Below are 20,198 nucleotides of genomic sequence, written 5' to 3'. Positions count from 1 at the left end.
CCTGCGAGTGGGCTTCTCAAGCAGCTTCTGCTAGAGTTTCACTCAGTGAAATCAGCGGGAGACCAGTCCCGTTTGGGAGACAGGGGATGTGGGATCCGAAGGTCAAGACGATCACGGCGCTGGATCGCGGGCTGGCCGTGCTCGATGTGGTCCGCACCACCGGTGGCACCAGCCTGCAGGCGCTGCACGACCAAACCGGGCTACCGAAGGCGACACTGTTGCGCATCCTGGTAACGCTGGAGCGCCGCACACTGATCTGGCGGCGCATCGCCGACGGGCACTACTGCCCCGGCAGCCCGCCGCAGGCCGGCCGCAGGCAATCTGACGTGACCGACCGGCTGGCCCAGTGCGCAGCCCCGGAGCTGGACCGCCTTCAGGCCGAGATCCTGTGGCCGTCGGACCTCGCGATCCGGCGCGGCAACGTCATGGTGCTCTGCGAAACGAACCGGGCCGAGTCGTACTTCATGATCCGGCGCGACAGCATCGGCTTCCAGGTCAACATGCTCCGCTCCGCGGTGGGACAGGCGTACCTGGCCTTCTGCCCGGAGAAGGAGCGCGAAGCGATCCTGACCGCCCTGCGCCGCAGCCGTCGGGACGGGGACGCTATCGCGCGGGATCCGGCATACCTGGCGCGGTCGATCGAGCACACGCAGCAGCGCGGCTACGGCATTCGCGAGCAGGGCTTCGGCGGCGACTACGACAAGACCCGCACCGAGGCCGATGATCGCCTGGAGGCGCTCGCCGTGCCGATCATGGCTGAGAAGGGGCGCGTCCACGGCTGCGTCAACATTGTCTGGATCCGAGGCGTGCGCACACTGGAGCAGATGGTGGCGCAATGCCTGGAGCCGCTGCGGCACACGGCCGACGCCATCGCGCAGAAGATGTCGGCGCGCCAGTAAGGCGCGCCCCTGGCTCACGGCCCGGAACACCCGCACGTTTCACCGCGTGAAACTTGCGCGGAAACCTGCGACATCCGCTGCGCCAGCCGCTATGTTTCATCTTGTCACAGCTGCCTTGCGCGGCCACTGCGACGGGCCGGTTCCCCCATTCCCTTTTGCCGGCCAGGACACAAGAACCGAGAAACAGGAGACACCATGCCCAGATGGATCGCATGGATAGCGACGGCGCTGCTGCCGGCGCTCTCATTCGCGCAGCCTGCCACGGCGCGCGCCACCACCACCCTGGTCGTCAGTGCCTTTCTGCCACCCCAGCACATCTTCAATGTAGCGGTCATGAAGCCGTGGGCGCAGGACGTGGAGCGGGTGACCGAGGGTCGGGTCAGGATCGTCTACCCGCCGACCAGCGTCGGATCCCCGCAGCAGCAGTGGGACGTGGTCCGCAAGCGCATTGTCGACGGCGCCTACATCTTCAACGGCCTGATCCAGAACCGCGTCACCCTGCCCCAGCTTGCGCACCTGCCGCTCGGCTCGACCACGGCGGCCGGCATGTCGGTGGCCCTGTGGCGCACGCACGAGAAGTATTTCAGTCAGGCCGGCGAGTATCGTGACGTACACCTGCTGGCACTGGTGGTGTTCCCGGCGGGCGAACTCTACAGCCTCAAGCAGCCCATCACCTCGCGCCAGGCCATGCAGGGGGTCAAGCTGTGGGCGCTGCCCGGCGTGGCCGCCAACCTGATGGACCACGCCGGTGCAGGTGTCGTGGCCACGCCGGCGGCGAAGATGAGCGAGCTGGTGGCTGGTGGCACGGTCGATGGCTTCGCGGGAATTCCCGACATGGATGCTGTCCGCTTCAACGTGGCGCGCTATGCGCGCTCGGAAACGGTAATCCCCGGCGGCATCACCGCCCCGAGCTTCTCCTTCTTCGTCAACAAGGCGGCCTGGAATTCGATCTCCGAGGCTGACCGCAAGGCGATCAGCGCCCTGTCAGGAGAAGCGTTTGCCCGGCGCATGCGTGTCATCGACCACGCGAACGCGCAGGCACGTGCCGACGCCGTTGCCGGCGGGCTGTTGCTTGTCACGCCACCCCCCGCATTCCTGGCCGAACTGGCCGACCTTGCCAGGCCGATGGAAGCGCAGTGGCTTGCCGCCGCGGCCCGCCGCGACGTCGATGCCCAGGGTGCCCTTCGTTTCTATCGAGAGCAGGCCTTGAAGGAGGCGCAATGAAACCTCAAGACTCCGCCGCGACTGCGACTGTCGCGGAAATGGGCTCGGCCGCCTCGGCTCAGCCATGCGGTTGGGCGGCGCGCTGGCTGCAGCGCGCGCTGGGCAGCATCGTGGCCCTGGCGCTGTGCTTCATCATGATGCTGACGTTCGGCGACGTCTTCATGCGCTACTGGCTGGCATCACCAATCCGCGGCGCCGCCGAGATGGTGCGATTTGCGATGGCCATCCTGATCTTCTCGGCCTTCCCCCTGGTCACGCTGAGCCGCCAGCACATTACCGTGAACATCCTGCAGGACAAGCTTGGCGAGCTGGCCGCGTGGCTGCAGCAGGCGTTCGTCCTGCTGGTGAGCATCGCGGCGGTGGCGATCATGTCGTTGCAGCTGGCCGCTGACGGCGCGGACCTCGCCGAGAACCAGATCACCACCACCGTGCTCGAATGGCCGCTCTCGCCGCTGAGTTATTTCATGAGCGCGCTGTCGGCGGTCACGCTCCTGGTCCTGCTCCTGCTTGCCCTGCAACATCTCCGATCGTTTCCGCGTCACCGGGAGGCATCATGACGCTCGCACTGCTAGGCTTTCTCACCGTCCTGCTGTTCGCCTTCGCGGGCGTGCCGCTCGGCTTCGCCATGCTGAGCGTGGGCGTAGGGTTCTTCGCCCTGATACGCGGCTTCGAACCAGCGCTGGCGATGGCTGGCATGACCATCGCCGACCTTGCGGCCAACGAGAACCTGTCGGTCCTGCCGATGTTCATCCTGATGGGGACGTTCATCTACAAGGCCGATCTCGCCGAAGAACTGTACGACGCGGCCAATGCCTGGATCGGTCACCTCCGGGGTGGGCTGGCGCATGCGACAGTGCTCGCTTGCGCGGGCTTTGCCTCCATGTCGGGCAGCTCGATCGCCACGGCCGCCACGATGACCAAGGTAGCAATGCCGCCGATGCGACGGCACCGCTATGCGGACAGCCTGGCAGCAGGATGCGTCAGTTCCGGCGGCACACTCGGCGCCCTCATTCCGCCAAGCTTCCCGCTGCTGATCTACGGCGTGCTGACGGACCAGGACATTGGCAAGCTGTTCATCGCAGGGATCGGACCGGGCCTGCTGCTTGGCACGCTGTTCCTGTTGTCGATCTGGTGGACAGTCCGGCGCGACCCCAGCAAGGGACCGCCGGGCGAACGGGCGTCCTGGCCAACGCGCTTTCGCAAGGCAGGCAAGATCTGGGGCGTCCTGGTGCTGTTCCTGCTGGTGGTCGGCGGCCTGTACAGCGGCATCTTCACGGCCACCGAGGCCTCCAGTATCGGCGCGACGGGCGCACTGGTGTTCGCCGGCATCCGCCGCAAGCTGACGTTCGCCACGCTGCTCGATTCCATGGTGGAAGCCGGCAAGACGACGGCCATGATCTTCTCGATCGCGTTTGGCGGCATGGTGTTCGCGAACTTCGTCACGCTTTCCGGCCTGACCGGAACGCTGGTCGACTGGATCCAGTCGATGCACCTGCCGCTGCTCGGCGTCATCGTGGTGATCACGGGGATCTACATCGTCCTCGGCTCACTGATGGAGGCGCTGGCCATGATGCTGCTGACCATCCCCGTGTTCGCCGCAATCGTGCAGCCGCTCGGCGCCAACATGATCTGGTTCGGGATCTACGTGGCGATGATGATGGAGATCGGCATGATCCATCCGCCGGTCGGCATGAATATCTTCATGGTCAGGACCATGCTGCCGGAGTTGTCGATCAGCACCATTTTCCGCGGGACCATCCCTTTCCTGGCCGCCAATGTGATCGCGCTGGTGCTCGTCATCCTCGTGCCGGGCATCGCTCTCGGGCTGGTCGGGTTGATGCGCTGATCGGAGCCTCCATTGTGTGGCCAGTCTGCGCAGGGGAAGCATACCGGCAAGGGCCGGTTGCAGCCCGACGAACATGACGAACTGGACGCGAACCAGAAGGAAATCACGGGACACGTCGACGTGGACCACATCGCCGCGGCAGGCGCAACGGCGCTTACCCTCTATGTGGTCAGGATCATGTGCCACCGCCTCTTCTAGGGGTGGAAGACTTCACCACGGTTCAGCATGTTCACGAACTCCTCGATCTTGCGCGCCCGGGTTTCTGGCTTTTTGGCATTCTGTACGCGAAACAGGATGGCATAGCGGTTGCGGCTACTCAGTGTTGCAAAGAACTTGCTGGCTCTCGGATTGGCGTCCAAGGCTGCCTGCAAGTCGTCCGGCACTATCGAGTGCCTTGCCGAGGTGTAAGCTGCCTCCCAGCGGCCGTCGTTCCTGGCTCTCTCGATCTGCGTCATGCCGGGTGGGCGCATTCTGCCTGCGGCGATCAGCGCTTCCGCCCTGTCTCTGTTAAGTTTTGACCAGATGCTTTTTGCAATGCGTGGAGTGAAGCGTTGCAACCAGTAATGCTCGCTCTCGGCCTGCTTTTGACCATCAATCCAGCCGTAGCACAGGGCCCCTTCCAACGCCTGTTCGTACGTTACGGTTGGCTGCCCGGCGCCCTTCTTCGCCAGGCGCAGCCATGCTCCGGTCGAAGTGCTGCCGTTTTGCGCCAACCAGCTTTCCCATTCGATCTGGCTGATAAACGTTAGAGCGGATTCAGTCATGTCACGATGCCGAACGCGAGTTCCGGGCGAAGGGGTTTCGCCAGCAGTCTAGCAGCGTTTATGCGGATTTCAGCATCCGGTTCGGCCGAAGACCAGCCGCACAGTAGCCACTCGCCGGCCAGCCGTCTTGGGTCGGGATATGACGGTTGGCCGGAGGCGGGCCTCGGTCCGGTCTGATTGACTGGCAGGCCGGTCGCAAGACACTGCGCTAACGCTCCTTGCCCGCAGGCGCGGGCGCGCCGATGCCCAGCCACATGAGATCCTTGCCGACCATCACGCGGCCGGAGAATCCCTCCTGCGCGCGGCGCCACCGGCTTTCGGTGCTATCGGCCGGCGCCAGGTGTGACAAGACGAGGGTCTTGACCCCGCTCGCCTGCGCCACCGCACCCACCGCCTCAACCGCGGTGTGGGCTTCGAGCAGGTGGCGCGCCTTGGCTTCCTGCGCCGCATTGCGTGGCCTGGGCAGGAACTCGTCGATCCAGTGCGTATCGATCACTTCATGCACCAGGACATCTGCCCCCTTGGCCAGGCGTATGAGGTTTTGGCTCGGACTGGTATCACCGGAGAACACCACGGAACCGTCCGCCGTATCAAAGCGGAACGCGAACGAGGGATACACGGGCGCGTGGCTGACCAGTATCGCCGTGACCTTCACCTTGTCGTCCTGGTAGACGGGGAAAGGCTGCATGTCCGGTGCGGAGTCGCCGTTGGCGTCCACGACCACGCCACTGGGTACCTCGATATCTTCCACGGCGACGAGAGTATGAGGATCCGGCTTCTGGCTGTCGCGGATGTTGTCGTTGATATCGTTGGCGAAAGCCTTGTAGATGGACTCGGTCATGGCTACTGTTCCGGGCGTGGGATTCTCCGGGTGGATCACCGGAACATTGGTGCGGCTGGCCCCTGCCACTGGCACCAGCGAGCCACGCGGGCCGGGTCCGAACACCCGCACCGGCGTCTTGCGCGCTGCCAGTCCATCCGTGGTCCCGAACAGGAACAAGGCCGGGTAGTCCACGACATGATCCGCGTGCAGGTGCGTGATGAATGCCGCGCGCAGCGAGGCAAGCCCAGGCTTGCCGGGCATCTTCCCCAGTCCGGCCTGCAGGTATCGCCGCAGCCAGCCCTGGCCAAAGTCAACCAGATACACGTCCCCGTCCACGACAAGCGCCGAGGAAATGCCCGCCAGGCTTGTGCCTCCGTAGGAGGTGCGGCCCCCGGCGGTTCCGAGCAGGACCAGGTTGGTACGGAAACCGGCAGCGGGCGAGGACGCCGCCACGTCCAGCGTGCCCGCGGCACTCGCCATGGCAGGGACCAATGCCAGCAGCAACCAGTGTCCAAGCAGCACAAGCCAGCGTGGGCGGAACCAGGGAAACGTCATGTTCATGTTCTTGCCCATCGCCTTACTTACGCAACTGGGTAGCGGCTTCGATCCGGGTGAGGTCCGTGCGGAATTCCGCTTCCGGGGCCTGGTGCGCGAACTGGACGCGCCCCGTCCGGTAGATGCCGACCGCGGCGACCAACGCCGGGATTGCCAGGAGGAGATAAAGCGCCGCGTTGCTCCAGCCCGCCGACAACAGCCATGCGCCACCGAGCGAGCCGGCGATGGCCCCGACGCGTCCGATGCCGAGGGCCCATGCCACGCCCGTGGCACGGCTCGAAGTCGGATAGAAGGCCGAGGCCAGCACATTGGCGCAGACCTGCGATCCGCTGACGCAAAAACCGGTGACGAAGATGGCCGCTGCCATCGCCATCGGCGCGCTCACTGAAGCCAGGCATGCCACGGCAATCGCCCCCAGCGTATAGGCGGTGGCCACCACGGCGTAGGGGTTGAACCTGTCCAGCAGCACGCCCAGCACGACGGCACCCGCCACACCACCGCCCTGCAGCAACCCTGCAAGCATTGATGCCTCCTTCAACGTGAGGCCGCTGCGCTGGACCAGAATCGGGAGCCAGTTGATCATCAGGTACAGCAACAGCAGGCTGCAGAAGAACGCCAGCCAGAGCCACAGCGTCCCCTGCCGGTAGCGCGACGCAAAGAGCTGGCTGACCGGGGAGCTGGGACCGTCCGGCTCGTCGGTGACGTACCTCGCGCCGGCGCAGGCCCTGGCAGCATCGATGCGCGACAGGATGGCCGCGATCCGCGCCTGCATGCCTTCGCGCGTGGCGAGGTAGCGTACCGATTCCGGCAAGGCCAGCGCCAATACCGGGAGCAGCGCCAACGGTACCGCACCGCCCAGTGCCAGCACACCGCGCCAGCCGGCATGCTCGATCAGGTACGCGGTCACCACGCCCCCTAGCGCGGAACCGAGGGAGAATCCGCAGAACATCACCGTCAGCAGCATGCCGCGGCGGCGCGACGGGCTGAACTCGGCAGTCAGCGTGATGGCATTGGGCATGGCGCCGCCCAAGCCCAGCCCGGTCAGGAACCGCAGCGCGATCAGCCAGCCGATGCCAGGTGCCGCGGCCGAAGCCGCGCAAGCGGCGCCGAACCATGCTACCGACAGGATCAGCACACGGCGCCGGCCAATGCGGTCGGCCAGGGGACCGCAGAAGAAGGCGCCGGTCATCAGCCCGAGCAGCCCGGCGGAGAACAGCGGCCCCAGCGCCACCATCGACAGGGACCATTCGCTGCGGATATGCGGGGCGAGGAAACCGATGATGGCAATATCGAAGCCGTCCAGCGCGACGATGGCAAAGCACAGTGCGATGACGCGCAACTGCAAACGGGATAAGCGTGCCGCGTCAATGAACTCGCGTACGTTGACGGCATCGCGCGCAGGCGCGCCGGCCGCCGCGCGATGGGGGGCGATTGGGGCTGTCATGTTGTCTCCTGGGATGGTCAGCGCACAACCACTATGCTGCGGCTTGTGCGGTACAGCGGTGCTTTGCGAGGACTTCGCCTTGGGGTACGGCTATGCCGCGGTGACGGCGGCGACGGGATGGTGACAGCCACCCGCCTCCACGCGGACGATAAATTCGGGGTCGCGCTGGCGCAGGTCTTCATGTGTGACCCTGCCGGTGCGCAGCATGTAGTCATAGGCAAACGCTACCGGGTCGAGGTGCATCTTGCTGTCGACTGACTCATACCAGTCAAGGCTGCGGCGGGCCGCGTCCTGGAACCTGGCCGACGCGTCGCGCCGGCTGTTCTCGAACGCCTGGAAGGCCACCTGCACGTCATCGCGATGCGCGCAAACAGCGTCGCAGAGCGCAATCGCGTCCTGCATCGCCATGCGGGTGCCGGAGCCCAATGAGAAATGCACGCTGCGCAGCGCGTCACCCAGCAAGACCACCTTGCCATGCGACCAGCGCTCGTTGCGCACCACGCTTGCCTGGAACCAGTTCGAACGATTCCCCCGCAGGGAGTTGCCACCCAGGTCTTCCGCGAACACCTGTTCGCAGAACGCGCGACTCTCCTCTTCGGTAGCGGTGTCGAGGCCTGCGCGCTGCCAGGTGTCAGGATCCACTTCCACCAGGAAGGTCGACAGCGTATCGCTGTACTGGTACGCGTGCGCGATGAACACCCCGTACGCCGTCTCCCGGAAGATCAGCGAGACCGGGTGGAACAGTTGATGGGTACCATACCAGGCGAACTTGTTGCGGCGCACGTCGAAGCTCGGCCGGAAATGCTCCGCCAGCCGCGTCCGCACCTCGCTGTTGACGCCGTCCGCAGCCACGATGATGTCGGCGTCCGGCAACTCGGCGGGGTCGCACACGCGGCTGCCGTAGCGAATCTCGACGCCGGCCTCGGCGCAGGCCTCCTGCAGCACGCGCAGGAGGTCGATGCGCGAGGTGCGCGAGAAGTGGTTGTTATGCAGCGGCACCCGCACCCCTTTGTGGGTGACCTCCATATAGTCGCAACGCTGGTGATGCGCGGTGAATTTCCGGAAGAACGCCGGATCCGCGTCCTCCAGGAACGACAGGGCGATGTCGGAAAACACCACGCCCCAGCCGTAGGTGGCGCCCGCCTCGTTGCGCTCGTGCACGACGACATGATCTTCAGGATGGCGCTGCTTGAGCAACAGCGAGAAGTACAGGCCGGCCGGCCCGCCTCCGATAACGACGACGTTCATGGTAAGCCTCTTACTTGCTGGCCGGCGCAAGCAGCGCGCCGGCGTTGGGGACGACCGGTGCCAGGTCGAGGTGCTCCAGCATCTGGCGGACCGTGCAGGCGGCCGTCGACGTGACCGGCAGGCCGATGGCGTCCTGCGCCGCCTGGATCGCGGGCAGCGATGGCATCTGCACGCAGGCCGACAGCACCACGACGTCGGCATTGGCCGTGTTCAGGCGCTTGACGTCCTGCAGCAACTGCATGGGATCGCGACGCCCGACTTCCAGGTTGTCAGGGATCTCGAATGACAGCGCGTCCAGCACTTCGATGCCTTCGTGCTCGATGTACCTGACCACCGCCTCGGTCAGCGGCTTCATGTACGGCGCCATCAAGGCAATCCGGCGCGCGCCCGTCGACTTCAGGCCCGCGACCAGTGCCCCGGCCGATGTCATGACGGGCGCGTCACAGTGGTTCTCGCGTGCCACGCGCAGCAGGTCCTGCTCCACCTGACGGTGGTAGCCGGGGCCCATCGCCATGATGGCCACCAGGCAGGCCGTGCTCATCACGTCGACGCGCGCGTCGGCCAGCTCTGCGGCACAGCGCAGTCCCTCGCGGTTCATCGCTTCCAGTTCTTCGCGCACGACGCGATGCATGCGCATGCGGCTTGCATGGAAGGTGAAGCGCTCCGGCAGGACCTGCTCCCGCGTGCGCAGCATCGCCGGGATCTCGGTCTCCATCGTGGTGTTGGAACTGGGCACGATCTGCCCGATACGGTAGGTGCGGCTGTTCATGCTGGTTTTCGCTGGTGAAATGGGTTGCGGAGAGTTCATGCGGACATCCTCCCTGGTTCATGGGTTCCGGCTGTGCTCGCCTCCTCTTCGAGCCGGCGTGCCACCATGGCCCGCAGCGCAGCCTTGTCGACTTTGCCGACCCGGGTCACCGGAAACTCCTCGACCACTTCGATGCGCTCGGGACACTTGAACTTCGCGAGTCCCTGGCCGACCAGGAATGCCGCAAGATCCGCGACATCCGGCGCCACAAGCCCGGCGCGCAGGACCAGGTAGATGCAGCCCTTCTCGCCGTACAGCGGGTCAGGCATCGCCACCAGCTTGGCGTCCGCCACGGCCGGATGGCGACTGACATAGGCTTCCACTTCCTCCGACCCGATCTTCTCGCCGCCGCGATTCACGTTGTCGCGCAGGCGGCCTTCAAAGGCAAAGCAGCGGCAGCCATCGATCACATGCTCGGTCATGAGATCGCCGGAGCGCACGAAGCCATCCGGGGTCAGCGTTTGCGCCGTGGCCTGCGGCGCCTTGTAGTAGCCGCGCAGGCTCGACGGGCCGCGGAAACAGAGTTCGCCCGGGGTCCCCTGCGGCGCCGGCTCGTCCGTACCCGGCACCAGCAGGCGGATCTCGTCATCCGGGCAGCCGGAGAAGCCTTGCGTGCCATGACGGATCCGCGCGGGAAAGCGTGCGCCGGCCCCCAGGAGCAGTCCTTCGGTCGTGCCGAACAGGTTGAAGCAAGGCACCCCGAGGTGCGCTTCCAGGGCGTCGGCACGCGTCATCGTGCCGAACAGTTCCAGCGACGAAAGATCGTGCCGCGCAATATCCTGGTAAGCGATCATCTGCGGTGCGACCGGTCCGATGGACATGCCATGCGTGACGCGATGCAACGCGATCAGCTGCAGCATGCGCGCGATATCCACGCGCGGCATCAGTACCGATGTCATGCCACCGGCCACGGCAGGCACCAGTACGTAGAGCTGGCCAGCGTTATGCAGCAATGGCAGCGACCAGATCAGGCGGCTGTTCGCGGTCTGGCCGAGCTGGCGCATGCAGGCGAGCGCATGGCCGATGTACTCGGCATGGAAGCGCGGGATGATCTTCGGCACGCCGGTGGTGCCTCCGGATAGCTGGAAGCTCAGCACATCCTGGCTGCCGATCGATACCCGGCCCAGCACGTCCACCGCCTGCTCATGGGATATGCCGTCGATCAACCCGTCCAGGTCGTGCTCGTCGTGCGAGCCTTGTCCCGCCATCGGCCTGCCGCGCGCCACGATCAGGTGCCGCAGCGACGGATGACGCTGCGCCATGCCCCGCGCAAACCCGGCAAGGTCGAAGGCACTGAAATCGCCCTGCACAAAGTAGGCGCGCGGCTCGGACTGCGCGGACAACTGGCCGATCTCGACTTCGCGGTATTGCGGCACGGCACACACCGGCACCACGCCTGCCTTGTAGCAGCCCATCAATGCGATAACCGTATCGATCGTGGTCCCCATCTGGAAGATCGCGCGATCCCCGGGCCTCAAGCCGAGCTGATGCAGCGCGGCGCCCAGGCGCTCGCTGTGGTGGTCCAGTTCGGCGAAGGTGATCGAGCGCTCGTCGCTGATAAAGGCCAGGCGATCCGGGTCGCGCCGCGCGGTCTTGCGCAGCGCCCCGCCGAGTGTGTCGTCCACCCACGCGCCGGTATCGAAATACCTTGCTGCGTCCGCCGGCGGACAATATGTCACGCCTTCGATCGGAAACTGAATGCCGGTCATGATTGTCTCCCGCTTTGTCGCCTGCTTGTCAGGCCGTCTCATGACCGCGCGGCACGATGCGCACGGTATCGCGGCCGAACGATTCGATCCTGCCGTCCAGGCCGCCGGTGAACAGGCCATACCAGACCGCGGGCTTCAGCCCCAGTGCACGACGCCCGAACTCGATCGGCTCGCTGGCGGCGATCACGGTATAGTCGCCGAGATCGCTGACCTGGCAAGCCGGCAAGCGGCGTGCGGCTTCTGCCAGCGAGGCGAACTCAGGCACATTCAGCACGAAGATGCGCAGGGAAGGCTGGCTCATGCGTGACACTCCTGCCCCAGGTCCAGGCGGCGGCTCAGGAGCTCTGCCTTGCGCAGCCAGATATCGTCAATCGAGGTCACGCGCGCCTGCCTGGCGCGGGCCTCGTCCTCCAGTTCGATTGCGGCGGCCAGCGTCGCATCGGCGTCACGCGCGTCCAGCGCTGCAAGCGGGCGAAGCTTGCGCGTGATCTCGATGAAGTAGCCATTCGGGTCGCGGAAGTAGATCGACTCGATCACCTCATGCGCGGTCTCGGTGGACACCACCACGCCACGCCCTTCCAGGCGCGCCTTCCATGCCAGCAGCTCTTCCTGCGTATCGACCAGCCACGCCGTGTGGGTGGCATCGAAGACGTGGTCGTCCGGGAACGGGGGACGGGTGTCAAGGCCGGCAAGTCCGTCCGGCTCCTCGCTGCCAAGGTAATAGAAGAAGGCGATGGTGCTGCCCTTGCCACTGTCGAAGAAGAAGTGCAGGAAATCGGGATGCGTCGCCGGGCCCCAGCCGCGCGCCGAGATCGTGTGAATCAGTGGCAGGCCCAGGATGTCGCGGTAGAACGCGACGGTTTCCTTCAGCCGCCAGGTCGGCCTGGCCGTATGGTCGACGCCGTGCAGGCACAGTGGCGCGCCGGTGTCAGGTGAAGCGGTACTTGCAAGCATCGTTGCGTCTCCGGATCGGATTGGTGGGTCGCGTTATTGAGGAAAGGTCTCGCGCAGCCATGTCTGCAGCAGGCGGCCTGCCGCGTAGCGGCCAGGCTCCTCGCCCTTGGCCAGCGCGCGGCCGTGGTGGTCGCCGCGAACGCGGTGGTGCTGCTTGTCAGTGCTGGCAATGCTGTGGAAGATGTCGGCGATGACGCCCGGGAAGCAGGCCTGGTCGGCCGTATATTCGATCAGCAGGGTGGGCTGGTGAATGGCCGGGGCAGTCCGCGACAGCGCCGCATTCGACGACAGCCCCGACCACGTCGACAACCAGCTCTCGGGCGAGCAGACGCGCGCGAAGCCGACTGAACCGTAGTTGGAAGCGAACGGATCCGCGCCCCAGAGCGACCCGTACTTGCGGTCGGACGGATCAAGCGACAGGTCGAAGCAGCGCAGGTCGGCATCGGTGCGCCACACGGTGAACAGCTGCGTGTGGGCGGCGCGGCGGCGGATGGCATCGCTGACGGTGGCGGGGTTGCGCTTCACTTCGGCGCGAGCGTCCATGCGCTCGGCAATCATGGTCCTGGCCAGGTTGTCGAGGCGCTGCACCCGTATGGCCTGCGCAGCGCGATACCGCACGACAAAGTCGGCGTGATAGGTGGAGGACTCAGGGGCCGGCGCAAAACCATTGGCAGCCGCGAACGCATCGAGCACCGGATCGACGGAAAGCGGGTCGCATTCGTCGATCACAGCCGGGTCGATGCAGCCCTGCAGCAGCACGCCCTGCCCCGGGTGCGGGGCGACAAGGACGACGCCATCCACCGCCGGCAGCGTCGCGGACGCGAGCCTGGTGGCGCGGCCGCCGGGCGTCCGGGCGATGCGCGCCTCGTGGGCTGCGCTGGATTGCTGGACATACAAGGCGTACAACCCGCTGCCTCCGGAATTGCCCAGCAGCACGATGCGGCGGAAGCCCGCTTCACGCAGGTAGCGCACGCCTGCCGCCACGTCGTAAAGCGCGAACTCGTGCTCCAGGCGCTGGTCGTTGCCGACTGAACGCGGCGACTGCGACCACGCCGCGTAGCCCGCCTCCACGATGTCGGGAATCAGGTAGTGGCAAGCCATGAACTCACGCGGATGCATGATGCAGACCACCGTATCCGGCTGCCCTGCGGCGTAGAGCGAGCCACCCGTGGCTGCGCCATCCTCCGTGCGCAGCACGACGTTGCGCGTTACCGTGCCGGGCGGCACGTCGCGCGGGTTCCAGTCGGTATTGAGAAAGCCGGCAATCGGGCCGCTTGCCGCGGGCGATGCATTGGGGGGCGTCTTGAAGCTTGTCATCGTCTCACTCCGTTTTTTACAGAATAGTCCATTTTTCGACGTATGCGTAAATTTTTTCACGGACGCGTCAAACCACAATAAAGTGATCTTGATGGCACTAATCGGGAGAAATCAGGGTGGGCTGACAGCCAGCGGGATGGCGCGTTCGCGCCTTTTTGTTTATCGTGACGGCTTGTCGACGCCTGCGTCGAAAAACTGAATCGCAGTCCATGGCAAAGACACAGACCAAGAGCGACGCATTGCGGGATTCGATCCTGGAAGTTGCGACCCGCCTCTTCATCGAGCGTGGCTTCGATGGCACCGGCCTCAACGACATTGCCGATGCCGTGGGACTGAGCCGCCCCGCGCTGTACTACTACTTCAAGAGCAAGGAAGCCATCCTCGAGGAACTGACCGCGGCGGTCACGCGCACCGCTGCGCAACTGGCGACCGAGGCCATCCCTGAAGCGATGCGCACGCCTGCCGGCATTCTGCGCCACCTGGTGCTGCGCCACGCCACGCTGATCCTGTCGCATCCGTTGCAGTTCCGCGTGGTGGAGCGCAATGAAAACAACCTGCCGCTAAAGCAGCGCAAGATGGCGGAACAGTCGCGCCGCGCGGTGCTTGAGCAGTTCCGGCAAGCGATCGAGTTCGGCATCGATCACGGAACATTCCGCGTGATGGATGCCAAAGTCGCGGCGTTTTCGATCATCGGCATGTGCAACTGGACAGCGTGGTGGTTCAATTCCGCCGGACAGGTTTCCATGAGTGATGTCGCAAGCCAGATCGCGGACATGGCCCTGCGTTCAGTGGAGTTACCCGCCAGCCGCGCATTGGAAAAGCCCGGCCCGGCAGCCATCCTGCAATTGCTCCGGGACGACCTGACGCTGCTGGAGCGCAGCCTGGAGATGCCGGCCGCGGCTGCGGCCGAGCCTGGTCCAATACCCGGCGGCGGCTAACTGCCGACGGTCGGCAGCTGCCGCACCGGCTTGCCGGTGAGCTGGGCGATGGCGTGTGCCACGGCCGGCGCGATCGGCGGCACGGCAACTTCTCCGACGCCGCTGGGCTCGGCCGTGCTGGCCACCAGGTGGGTTTCGATCACCGGTGCCTCCGCCATCTTCAGCACCGGATAGTCGGGGAAGTTGGCCTGCACGACCTGCCCGTCCTTGATCTGCACCTGGCCGTACAGCGCCGCGGTCAGCCCGAAGATGATGCCGCTTTCCACCTGCTGCGCAACGATGTCCGGGTTGACCACCGTGCCGCAGTCCACGGCGCAGACAACGCGATGCACACGCGGCTTGCCGTCCTTGAGCGACACCTCCGCCACCTGTGCCACCACCGAGCCGAACGCATTGTGCAGCGCGAGCCCGCGCGCACGCGGGGCGCCGTCCGCGGCCGGTGCCAGCGGCTGGTTCCAGCCTGCCGCCTGCGCGACGGTGTCGAGCACCTTCAGCTCACGCGGGTGCGCCCTGAGCAAGTCGCGCCGCATCGCCAGCGGGTCCAGCCTGGCAGCGGCCGCCACCTCGTTCAGGAAACCTTCCAGGAAAAAGCCCGTGTAGGAATGGCCGACGCTGCGCCAGAACCCGATCGGCACCGGCAAATCGACCACCAGGTGCGCAATGTGCTCATGCTCGATCTCGTACGGCAGGTCGAACAGGCCCTCGGCTGCATAGCGGTCGATACCGGCCGACGGCGCGCCGAACAGGCGCTCCAGCTCGCCGGCCAGGATCGACTGCCCGGCACTGCGCGAGGCGATGGCCGTGACCTTGCCATGCTCGACGCGGGCCTTCAGCCGTGCGATGGCCTGCGGGCGATAGAAGTCGTGGCGGATGTCGTCCTCGCGCGCCCAGATCACCTGTACCGGGCGGCCCTCGGTCCTGGTGGCGATCGACACGGCCTGGCCGATGAAGTCCGACTCCAGCCGCCGTCCAAAGCCGCCGCCAATGAGCGGGATGTCGATATGCACCTGGTCCCGGCTCACACCTGCCGCGCGTGCGGCGACCAGTTGCGCCAGCGTCGCCACCTGGGTGGGGGCCCACAGCTGCACGCGGTCCGCGGTCACCTGTGCCGTGCAGTTGATCGGCTCCATGGCGGCATGCGCCAGGTACGGCGCGCTGTATTCCGCCTCGACGATGGTGGCTCCGTTCGCCTGGTCAAAGGCCTTCAGGCCGTCGCCCATCGAACGGTAGGTGAAACCGCCCTTGTCGCTGTCGAGCGCGCCGACGAGCTGTTGCCGGATGCCGGCCGAATCAAGCGTGGCATGCGGCCCGTTGTCCCAGACCGGCGCAAGCGTCGCCAGGGCCTGGCGTGCCTGCCAGTAGTGGTCGGCCACCACGGCCACGCCCGGTGCGCCGCCCGCCGAGCCGTCGAACGGCACGACATGGCGCACACCGGGCATGGCAAGCGCCGCCTTCGACTGGAAAGTCTTGAGCTTGCCGCCAAACACCGGGCACATGACGACCGCCGCGTACAACATGCCGGGCGGGCGCGCATCGATGGCAAAGCGTGCGCTGCCATCCGTCTTGCTGGCGATGTCGTTGCGCGGCGCGGGCTTGCCAATCAGCTGGAACTGCGAAGCCGGCTTGAGCGTGACGTTCGATGGCGGCGCCATGTCGCGCGCCTTCCGCGCGACCGCGGAAAACGGCATCTGCTTGCCGCCCGGGCCAATGAGCTGGCCTTCGCGCACCGTCACCAGCGCAGGCTGCACACCCCATTCACGCGCCGCCGCTTCCACCAGCGTGGCGCGCGCGGTTGCGGCGGCCTCGCGCACGGGCTGCCAGCCGTCGGCCACGCTGCTGCTCGCGCCGGTGATGATAAGGCCGATCTCGCGCGCGCTCTTGGCCATGATCCAATGCAATGCGCGCGCCCAGGCCTTGTCGGCATCGTCCGGATGCAGCGGCAGCGAGCTGTCGCCCATGGTGACGACATTGCCGTAGATACGCTCGATGGGCGACGACTCGATGCTCACCCGCGCCAGCGGCATATCGAGCTCCTCGGCGGCCAGCATCGACAGCGCGGTGTGGATGCCCTGCCCCATCTCCACGCGCGGCATGGCAAGGATGACGTTGCCTTCCGGCGTGATCTTGATCCAGCCGTTCAGGGCAATCTGGCCGGACGCCTCGGGAAATACCGCGGGATCGCCAAGCCGGCTGCGCGGGGGCATCACGCCCCAGCCCACCACCAGCGCGCCGCCAAGGCCGAGCGCCCCCAGCAGGAACCGGCGCCGTCCGCGGCGCGGGGTGGTTGCGTTGGCGTTCATGCGCGGCCCTCCCGCAGCGCCTTCGCGGCACGCTTGATGGCGGTGCGCACGCGCGGATAGGTGCCACAGCGGCACAGGTTGGTGATGGCCGCGTCGATGTCGGCATCGCTGGGGTCGGGCTGCCGGGCCAGCAGGTCTGCCGCCGCCATCAGCATGCCCGACTGGCAGTAGCCGCATTGCGGCACCTGCTCGTCGATCCAGGCCTGCTGCAGCGCGTGGCGCTTGCCCGGCGCGCTGGCCAGCCCTTCGATGGTGGTGATGCGCTTGCCGGCCACCGCCGCTACGGGCAGAACACAGGACCGCACCGCCGCGCCGTCCAGATGCACGGTGCACGCGCCGCAAGCCGCGACGCCGCAGCCGAACTTTGTCCCGGTCAGGTTCAGGTGGTCCCGCAGCACCCACAGCAAGGGGGTGGCCGGGTCGCAATCGACGCTGACCGGCTGGCGGTTGATGTCCAGATTCATGTATTGCTCCTCGCCTTCTGATAGCCCGCAGCCAGCACTTTAAGATTAAACGCAGCTTTAACGTCAAGCATTAACTCGCGGCGGACCGACGGCCCTTGCCCCGCGCTGGCACGGCCCCCTCTTCGCGGAGGCGGTCCAGCACCCACTTCGTCCCGTCAGAGCATTTCATATCCGCAGGCCGGCTCTCGATATTCCTGATGGCGGCGAGCAGATGGGCCTTGTTTTGTTTGAGGCGCTTTTGCATGTCCTCGATTTCGGCAACCTTCCGCTTGAGTGCATCCAGCAACTCTTCATGCTGCCAGTCCCCCGAACCGAGCGGCAACAGATGGCGGATCTGATCGAGTGAGAATCCCGCACTCTGCGCACAGGTGATGATTTCCAGAATCCATACCGCCTCCGGTGGGTAGTCGCGATAGCCATTCGCCTTGCGCTCGACCGCCAGGATCAATCCGGCTGCCTCGTAAAAGCGGATGCGGGAGGCCGTCAGACCGCTGAGCTCCGCCAGTTCTCCAATTCTCATACATCACCTCACCAAAGCTCTTGACATTAAAGCTTACTTTAACCTTAAAGTCGAGTCACGATCAAACGAGGTGCCCCCATGAACGTGTTCGACAAGTTGATTCTCCGTAACGGTTCAAGCGTTCCGAACCGCATCGCCAAAGCTGCCATGGAAGAGAACATGGCGGACGCCGACCACGCGCCCTCCGAGGAACTCATGCGCCTTTACAAGGCCTGGGCAGAGGGGGGTGCCGGCCTGCTGATCACCGGCAATGTGATGGTGGACAGCCGCGCCATGACGGGGCCCGGCGGCGTCGTGCTGGAAGACGCCAGGCACCTGGACCGGTTCAGGCGCTGGGCCCAGGTCGGGCGATCCAGGGGGGCGCAGTTCTGGCTGCAGATCAACCATCCCGGCCGCCAGATGCCCGCCAACCTGGGGCAGCCCACCTGGGCGCCCTCTGCCGTGCCGTTGAACCTGGGCAATATGTCCAGGCACTTCAACACGCCGCAGGCGATGACGCAGGCGGTCATCGAAGACGTGATCCAGCGCTTTGCCCGTACGGCGCAACTGGGAGAACAGGCAGGTTTCACGGGCGTCGAGATTCACGCGGCGCACGGCTATCTGCTAAGCCAGTTTCTTTCGCCGTTGAGCAACCAGAGAACGGATGCGTGGGGTGGCCCGCTGGAGCACCGCGCTCGCCTGCTCATTGAGATCGTCAAGGCGGTACGCGCCGTGGTTTCGCCCGGATTCGCGGTTGCCGTCAAGCTTAACTCCGCCGACTTCCAGCGTGGCGGCTTCAGCGCGGATGACGCCCGCCAGGTGGTGAAGATGCTCAACGAGCTGGCCGTTGACCTGGTCGAGCTGTCGGGAGGGAGCTACGAGGCCCCGGCCATGCAGGGTGAAGCCCGCGACGGCCGCACGCTCGCGCGCGAGGCCTACTTTGTCGAGTTCGCCCGCGACATCCGCGCGATGGCGAAGATGCCGGTGATGGTCACCGGCGGCATCCGCCGCCGGCCGGTGGCCGAACAAGTGGTCACGAGCGGCGTGGACATGGTTGGCATCGGTACCGCCCTGGCCGTCGACCCCAATCTGCCGCGCGACTGGCGTGCCGGCAAAGACAGTGCGCCTGCGTTGCTGCCGATCAGCTGGAAGAACAAGCCGCTGGCCTCGTTGGCCAACATGGCCGCAGTCAAGTTTCAACTGCGCAAGCTCAGCCGAGGCAAGGCCACTGATCCCAGGGTGTCACCGCTGCGCGCGCTGATCCTGCAGCAGGTGTCCAACGCACGCCGCGTCCGTCAGTACCGGCGCTGGATGGCGCAGCGCGTCCAGGGCTGACAAGCCAGACTACTCCCAAGCCCCAAAGTATCGTCAATATGAAAACCCGCAATCTTGTGGCTACTGCAGGTGTCATCCTGAGTGCCCTCCTGAATCCTTCATGGGCCGATGGCCCATCGGAAACCATGCAAGCCGAAAGCACAACCATCAACATCGCTGGCCATGAGGTCCCCGTGGTCAGGGGCGGGCTGTATGACCGCTATCGCTCGAATCCTCCTCTTTCCGTCATTGAGTCTGAAGCGCCAGACGTTGACCTGAGCTGGTTCAAGGGACTCCGGAAGGAGCAGGTAGAAATTGGCTTTGAATCCTATTCGCCAAACTTCTACTACAAGAACAGCAGGGTCACGGCCATCTTCACCGCCGACCTGGACAAGCTGCGGGAACTGATGCCCGCCGAAGTCCTGGAGAAGGTGCAACCACTTCAGGTCTGGCCGGGCAGAGGCCTCGTCGCACTCACCGCTTACGCCTATCACTATTGCGACAACGACAGCTATAACGAGATTGGTCTTTCCGTCATCACAAACCGGCCAGGCAGTTCCAATTTGGGGCCGCTTACCCTGATGAGTCAGGCGATGTCGAGCGATTTCTGGGGCTACGTACTGAAGCTGCCGGTCAATACCGAACTCGCCAGGGTACGGGGCGTGGTTGGCTACAACCTGCCCAAATGGCTGACTGCCATTGACTACCGCGAGACCGACCAGGCGGTTGTCGTCGAGATTTTTGACAGCGAAACGGGCAAGGTCGATGTCACCCTTGAAACCAGGAAACTGAGCGACCTATCGAACAAGGCCTCGATGGTGACCAACAGCTTTACCAATGTCGACCTGAAAGGACGATTGACTACTGGCTATGCGATTTCTCGCCAGCTTAGCCATGCCTCCAGCACCAGCGCGGAGTCGGTGAATCTCACGCTCACCGACGGGAGTCTGTCGACCTACATCAAGGCGCTGAAGCTGGGGAAGATGATGAAATACGAGTACGTGCCGGAATTCCAGAGCGCGCTGTATTCCCCCAAGCCGCTGTAATCGCTCGCAAGCGCACTGGTCGCAGGGTGCCGGCCACCCTGCTCCG

General features: G+C 65.4%; 20 protein-coding genes. 8 read left to right on the top strand and 12 right to left on the bottom strand.

Annotated features, from left to right (window positions below):
- Positions 1–86 precede the first annotated feature (86 nt).
- From ACZ5MJ_RS29795 to ACZ5MJ_RS29775, 5 genes are all read left to right on the top strand, one after another.
- Entirely contained in the window at positions 87–899 is an 813-nt protein-coding gene (locus tag ACZ5MJ_RS29795) for an IclR family transcriptional regulator domain-containing protein (RefSeq protein WP_464224604.1), read from the top strand.
- 195 nt (positions 900–1,094) lie between these two features.
- A complete protein-coding gene (gene dctP / locus ACZ5MJ_RS29790; RefSeq protein WP_464224601.1) occupies positions 1,095–2,123 on the top strand; it encodes a TRAP transporter substrate-binding protein DctP in 1,029 nt (342 codons plus the stop codon).
- Positions 2,120–2,680, top strand: coding sequence for a TRAP transporter small permease (locus ACZ5MJ_RS29785; RefSeq protein ID WP_464224600.1), 561 nt, complete (start codon positions 2,120–2,122; stop codon positions 2,678–2,680). Before dctP ends, ACZ5MJ_RS29785 begins: the two co-directional genes overlap by 4 nt.
- Complete coding sequence (locus tag ACZ5MJ_RS29780) at positions 2,677–3,969, top strand: TRAP transporter large permease (protein ID WP_464224597.1); 1,293 nt, start codon at positions 2,677–2,679, stop codon at positions 3,967–3,969. Before ACZ5MJ_RS29785 ends, ACZ5MJ_RS29780 begins: the two co-directional genes overlap by 4 nt.
- A gap of 12 nt (positions 3,970–3,981) precedes the next feature.
- Positions 3,982–4,167: a hypothetical protein gene (locus ACZ5MJ_RS29775; protein ID WP_464224596.1), complete on the top strand. Its 186-nt coding sequence runs from the start codon at positions 3,982–3,984 to the stop codon at positions 4,165–4,167.
- On the opposite strand, the gene ACZ5MJ_RS29770 is transcribed toward ACZ5MJ_RS29775, so the two are convergent.
- The 9 genes from ACZ5MJ_RS29770 to ACZ5MJ_RS29730 all read right to left on the bottom strand — a co-directional run bounded on the left by ACZ5MJ_RS29770 (position 4,164) and on the right by ACZ5MJ_RS29730 (position 13,591).
- Positions 4,164–4,733: a YdeI/OmpD-associated family protein gene (locus ACZ5MJ_RS29770; RefSeq protein ID WP_464224595.1), complete on the bottom strand. Its 570-nt coding sequence runs from the start codon at positions 4,731–4,733 to the stop codon at positions 4,164–4,166. The genes ACZ5MJ_RS29775 and ACZ5MJ_RS29770 overlap by 4 nt on opposite strands.
- Before the next feature lie 208 nt (positions 4,734–4,941).
- Positions 4,942–6,129, bottom strand: coding sequence for an MBL fold metallo-hydrolase (locus ACZ5MJ_RS29765; RefSeq protein ID WP_464224594.1), 1,188 nt, complete (start codon positions 6,127–6,129; stop codon positions 4,942–4,944).
- 4 nt (positions 6,130–6,133) lie between these two features.
- Entirely contained in the window at positions 6,134–7,555 is a 1,422-nt protein-coding gene (locus tag ACZ5MJ_RS29760) for an MFS transporter (RefSeq protein WP_464224593.1), read from the bottom strand.
- Positions 7,556–7,645: 90 nt separating this feature from the next.
- The gene (locus ACZ5MJ_RS29755) at positions 7,646–8,803 is read right to left on the bottom strand and encodes an FAD-dependent monooxygenase (protein WP_464224592.1); all 1,158 of its coding nucleotides are present in this window, start codon (positions 8,801–8,803) and stop codon (positions 7,646–7,648) included.
- Between the two features lie 10 nt (positions 8,804–8,813).
- Positions 8,814–9,572 carry a maleate cis-trans isomerase family protein gene (locus ACZ5MJ_RS29750; protein WP_464224591.1) on the bottom strand — a complete coding sequence of 253 codons (759 nt, stop codon included), beginning with the start codon at positions 9,570–9,572 and terminating at the stop codon, positions 8,814–8,816.
- Between the two features lie 35 nt (positions 9,573–9,607).
- A complete protein-coding gene (locus tag ACZ5MJ_RS29745; protein WP_464224590.1) occupies positions 9,608–11,320 on the bottom strand; it encodes an AMP-binding protein in 1,713 nt (570 codons plus the stop codon).
- Between the two features lie 28 nt (positions 11,321–11,348).
- Positions 11,349–11,621 (bottom strand): hypothetical protein, encoded by a 273-nt coding sequence (locus ACZ5MJ_RS29740; RefSeq protein ID WP_464224589.1) that lies wholly within the window; start codon positions 11,619–11,621, stop codon positions 11,349–11,351.
- Positions 11,618–12,274 carry a VOC family protein gene (locus ACZ5MJ_RS29735; RefSeq protein WP_464224588.1) on the bottom strand — a complete coding sequence of 219 codons (657 nt, stop codon included), beginning with the start codon at positions 12,272–12,274 and terminating at the stop codon, positions 11,618–11,620. Before ACZ5MJ_RS29735 ends, ACZ5MJ_RS29740 begins: the two co-directional genes overlap by 4 nt.
- Before the next feature lie 33 nt (positions 12,275–12,307).
- The gene (locus ACZ5MJ_RS29730; RefSeq protein WP_464224587.1) at positions 12,308–13,591 is read right to left on the bottom strand and encodes an alpha/beta fold hydrolase; all 1,284 of its coding nucleotides are present in this window, start codon (positions 13,589–13,591) and stop codon (positions 12,308–12,310) included.
- Positions 13,592–13,800: 209 nt separating this feature from the next.
- Here ACZ5MJ_RS29730 and ACZ5MJ_RS29725 point away from each other — a divergent pair, with 209 nt between their 5' ends.
- Positions 13,801–14,529 (top strand): TetR/AcrR family transcriptional regulator, encoded by a 729-nt coding sequence (locus ACZ5MJ_RS29725; protein WP_464224586.1) that lies wholly within the window; start codon positions 13,801–13,803, stop codon positions 14,527–14,529.
- On the opposite strand, the gene ACZ5MJ_RS29720 is transcribed toward ACZ5MJ_RS29725, so the two are convergent.
- The 3 genes from ACZ5MJ_RS29720 to ACZ5MJ_RS29710 all read right to left on the bottom strand — a co-directional run bounded on the left by ACZ5MJ_RS29720 (position 14,526) and on the right by ACZ5MJ_RS29710 (position 17,813).
- Positions 14,526–16,829: a xanthine dehydrogenase family protein molybdopterin-binding subunit gene (locus ACZ5MJ_RS29720; protein ID WP_464224585.1), complete on the bottom strand. Its 2,304-nt coding sequence runs from the start codon at positions 16,827–16,829 to the stop codon at positions 14,526–14,528. The genes ACZ5MJ_RS29725 and ACZ5MJ_RS29720 overlap by 4 nt on opposite strands.
- Positions 16,826–17,293 (bottom strand): (2Fe-2S)-binding protein, encoded by a 468-nt coding sequence (locus ACZ5MJ_RS29715; RefSeq protein WP_464224584.1) that lies wholly within the window; start codon positions 17,291–17,293, stop codon positions 16,826–16,828. Before ACZ5MJ_RS29715 ends, ACZ5MJ_RS29720 begins: the two co-directional genes overlap by 4 nt.
- Before the next feature lie 70 nt (positions 17,294–17,363).
- Positions 17,364–17,813: a MerR family transcriptional regulator gene (locus ACZ5MJ_RS29710; RefSeq protein WP_464224583.1), complete on the bottom strand. Its 450-nt coding sequence runs from the start codon at positions 17,811–17,813 to the stop codon at positions 17,364–17,366.
- A 78-nt stretch (positions 17,814–17,891) separates the two neighbouring features.
- On the opposite strand from ACZ5MJ_RS29710, the gene ACZ5MJ_RS29705 reads away from it, so the two are divergent.
- Together ACZ5MJ_RS29705 and ACZ5MJ_RS29700 are read left to right on the top strand one after the other, a co-directional pair.
- Positions 17,892–19,127 carry an NADH:flavin oxidoreductase/NADH oxidase family protein gene (locus ACZ5MJ_RS29705; RefSeq protein ID WP_464224582.1) on the top strand — a complete coding sequence of 412 codons (1,236 nt, stop codon included), beginning with the start codon at positions 17,892–17,894 and terminating at the stop codon, positions 19,125–19,127.
- A gap of 38 nt (positions 19,128–19,165) precedes the next feature.
- Complete coding sequence (locus ACZ5MJ_RS29700; RefSeq protein ID WP_464224580.1) at positions 19,166–20,152, top strand: acetoacetate decarboxylase (ADC); 987 nt, start codon at positions 19,166–19,168, stop codon at positions 20,150–20,152.
- The last annotated feature ends 46 nt before the right edge of the window (positions 20,153–20,198 follow it).

The sequence above is a fragment of the Cupriavidus sp. LA-1 genome, from assembly GCF_055385985.1.
This window is presented reverse-complemented; position numbering and strand designations above follow the sequence as displayed.

Bases quoted from the DNA above. Each gene is read 5' to 3' on its own strand.
- dctP (WP_464224601.1), top strand. From the start codon at position 1,095: ATGCCCAGATGGATCGCATGGATAGCGACGGCGCTGCTGCCGGCGCTC.
- ACZ5MJ_RS29730 (WP_464224587.1), bottom strand. From the start codon at position 13,591: ATGACAAGCTTCAAGACGCCCCCCAATGCATCGCCCGCGGCAAGCGGC.
- ACZ5MJ_RS29735 (WP_464224588.1), bottom strand. From the start codon at position 12,274: ATGCTTGCAAGTACCGCTTCACCTGACACCGGCGCGCCACTGTGCCTG.
- ACZ5MJ_RS29765 (WP_464224594.1), bottom strand. From the start codon at position 6,129: ATGGGCAAGAACATGAACATGACGTTTCCCTGGTTCCGCCCACGCTGG.
- ACZ5MJ_RS29755 (WP_464224592.1), bottom strand. From the start codon at position 8,803: ATGAACGTCGTCGTTATCGGAGGCGGGCCGGCCGGCCTGTACTTCTCG.
- ACZ5MJ_RS29780 (WP_464224597.1), top strand. From the start codon at position 2,677: ATGACGCTCGCACTGCTAGGCTTTCTCACCGTCCTGCTGTTCGCCTTC.
- ACZ5MJ_RS29785 (WP_464224600.1), top strand. From the start codon at position 2,120: ATGAAACCTCAAGACTCCGCCGCGACTGCGACTGTCGCGGAAATGGGC.
- ACZ5MJ_RS29715 (WP_464224584.1), bottom strand. From the start codon at position 17,293: ATGAATCTGGACATCAACCGCCAGCCGGTCAGCGTCGATTGCGACCCG.
- ACZ5MJ_RS29740 (WP_464224589.1), bottom strand. From the start codon at position 11,621: ATGAGCCAGCCTTCCCTGCGCATCTTCGTGCTGAATGTGCCTGAGTTC.
- ACZ5MJ_RS29760 (WP_464224593.1), bottom strand. From the start codon at position 7,555: ATGACAGCCCCAATCGCCCCCCATCGCGCGGCGGCCGGCGCGCCTGCG.
- ACZ5MJ_RS29725 (WP_464224586.1), top strand. From the start codon at position 13,801: ATGGCAAAGACACAGACCAAGAGCGACGCATTGCGGGATTCGATCCTG.
- ACZ5MJ_RS29770 (WP_464224595.1), bottom strand. From the start codon at position 4,733: ATGACTGAATCCGCTCTAACGTTTATCAGCCAGATCGAATGGGAAAGC.
- ACZ5MJ_RS29745 (WP_464224590.1), bottom strand. From the start codon at position 11,320: ATGACCGGCATTCAGTTTCCGATCGAAGGCGTGACATATTGTCCGCCG.
- ACZ5MJ_RS29705 (WP_464224582.1), top strand. From the start codon at position 17,892: ATGAACGTGTTCGACAAGTTGATTCTCCGTAACGGTTCAAGCGTTCCG.
- ACZ5MJ_RS29700 (WP_464224580.1), top strand. From the start codon at position 19,166: ATGAAAACCCGCAATCTTGTGGCTACTGCAGGTGTCATCCTGAGTGCC.
- ACZ5MJ_RS29720 (WP_464224585.1), bottom strand. From the start codon at position 16,829: ATGAACGCCAACGCAACCACCCCGCGCCGCGGACGGCGCCGGTTCCTG.
- ACZ5MJ_RS29795 (WP_464224604.1), top strand. From the start codon at position 87: ATGTGGGATCCGAAGGTCAAGACGATCACGGCGCTGGATCGCGGGCTG.
- ACZ5MJ_RS29750 (WP_464224591.1), bottom strand. From the start codon at position 9,572: ATGAACAGCCGCACCTACCGTATCGGGCAGATCGTGCCCAGTTCCAAC.
- ACZ5MJ_RS29710 (WP_464224583.1), bottom strand. From the start codon at position 17,813: ATGAGAATTGGAGAACTGGCGGAGCTCAGCGGTCTGACGGCCTCCCGC.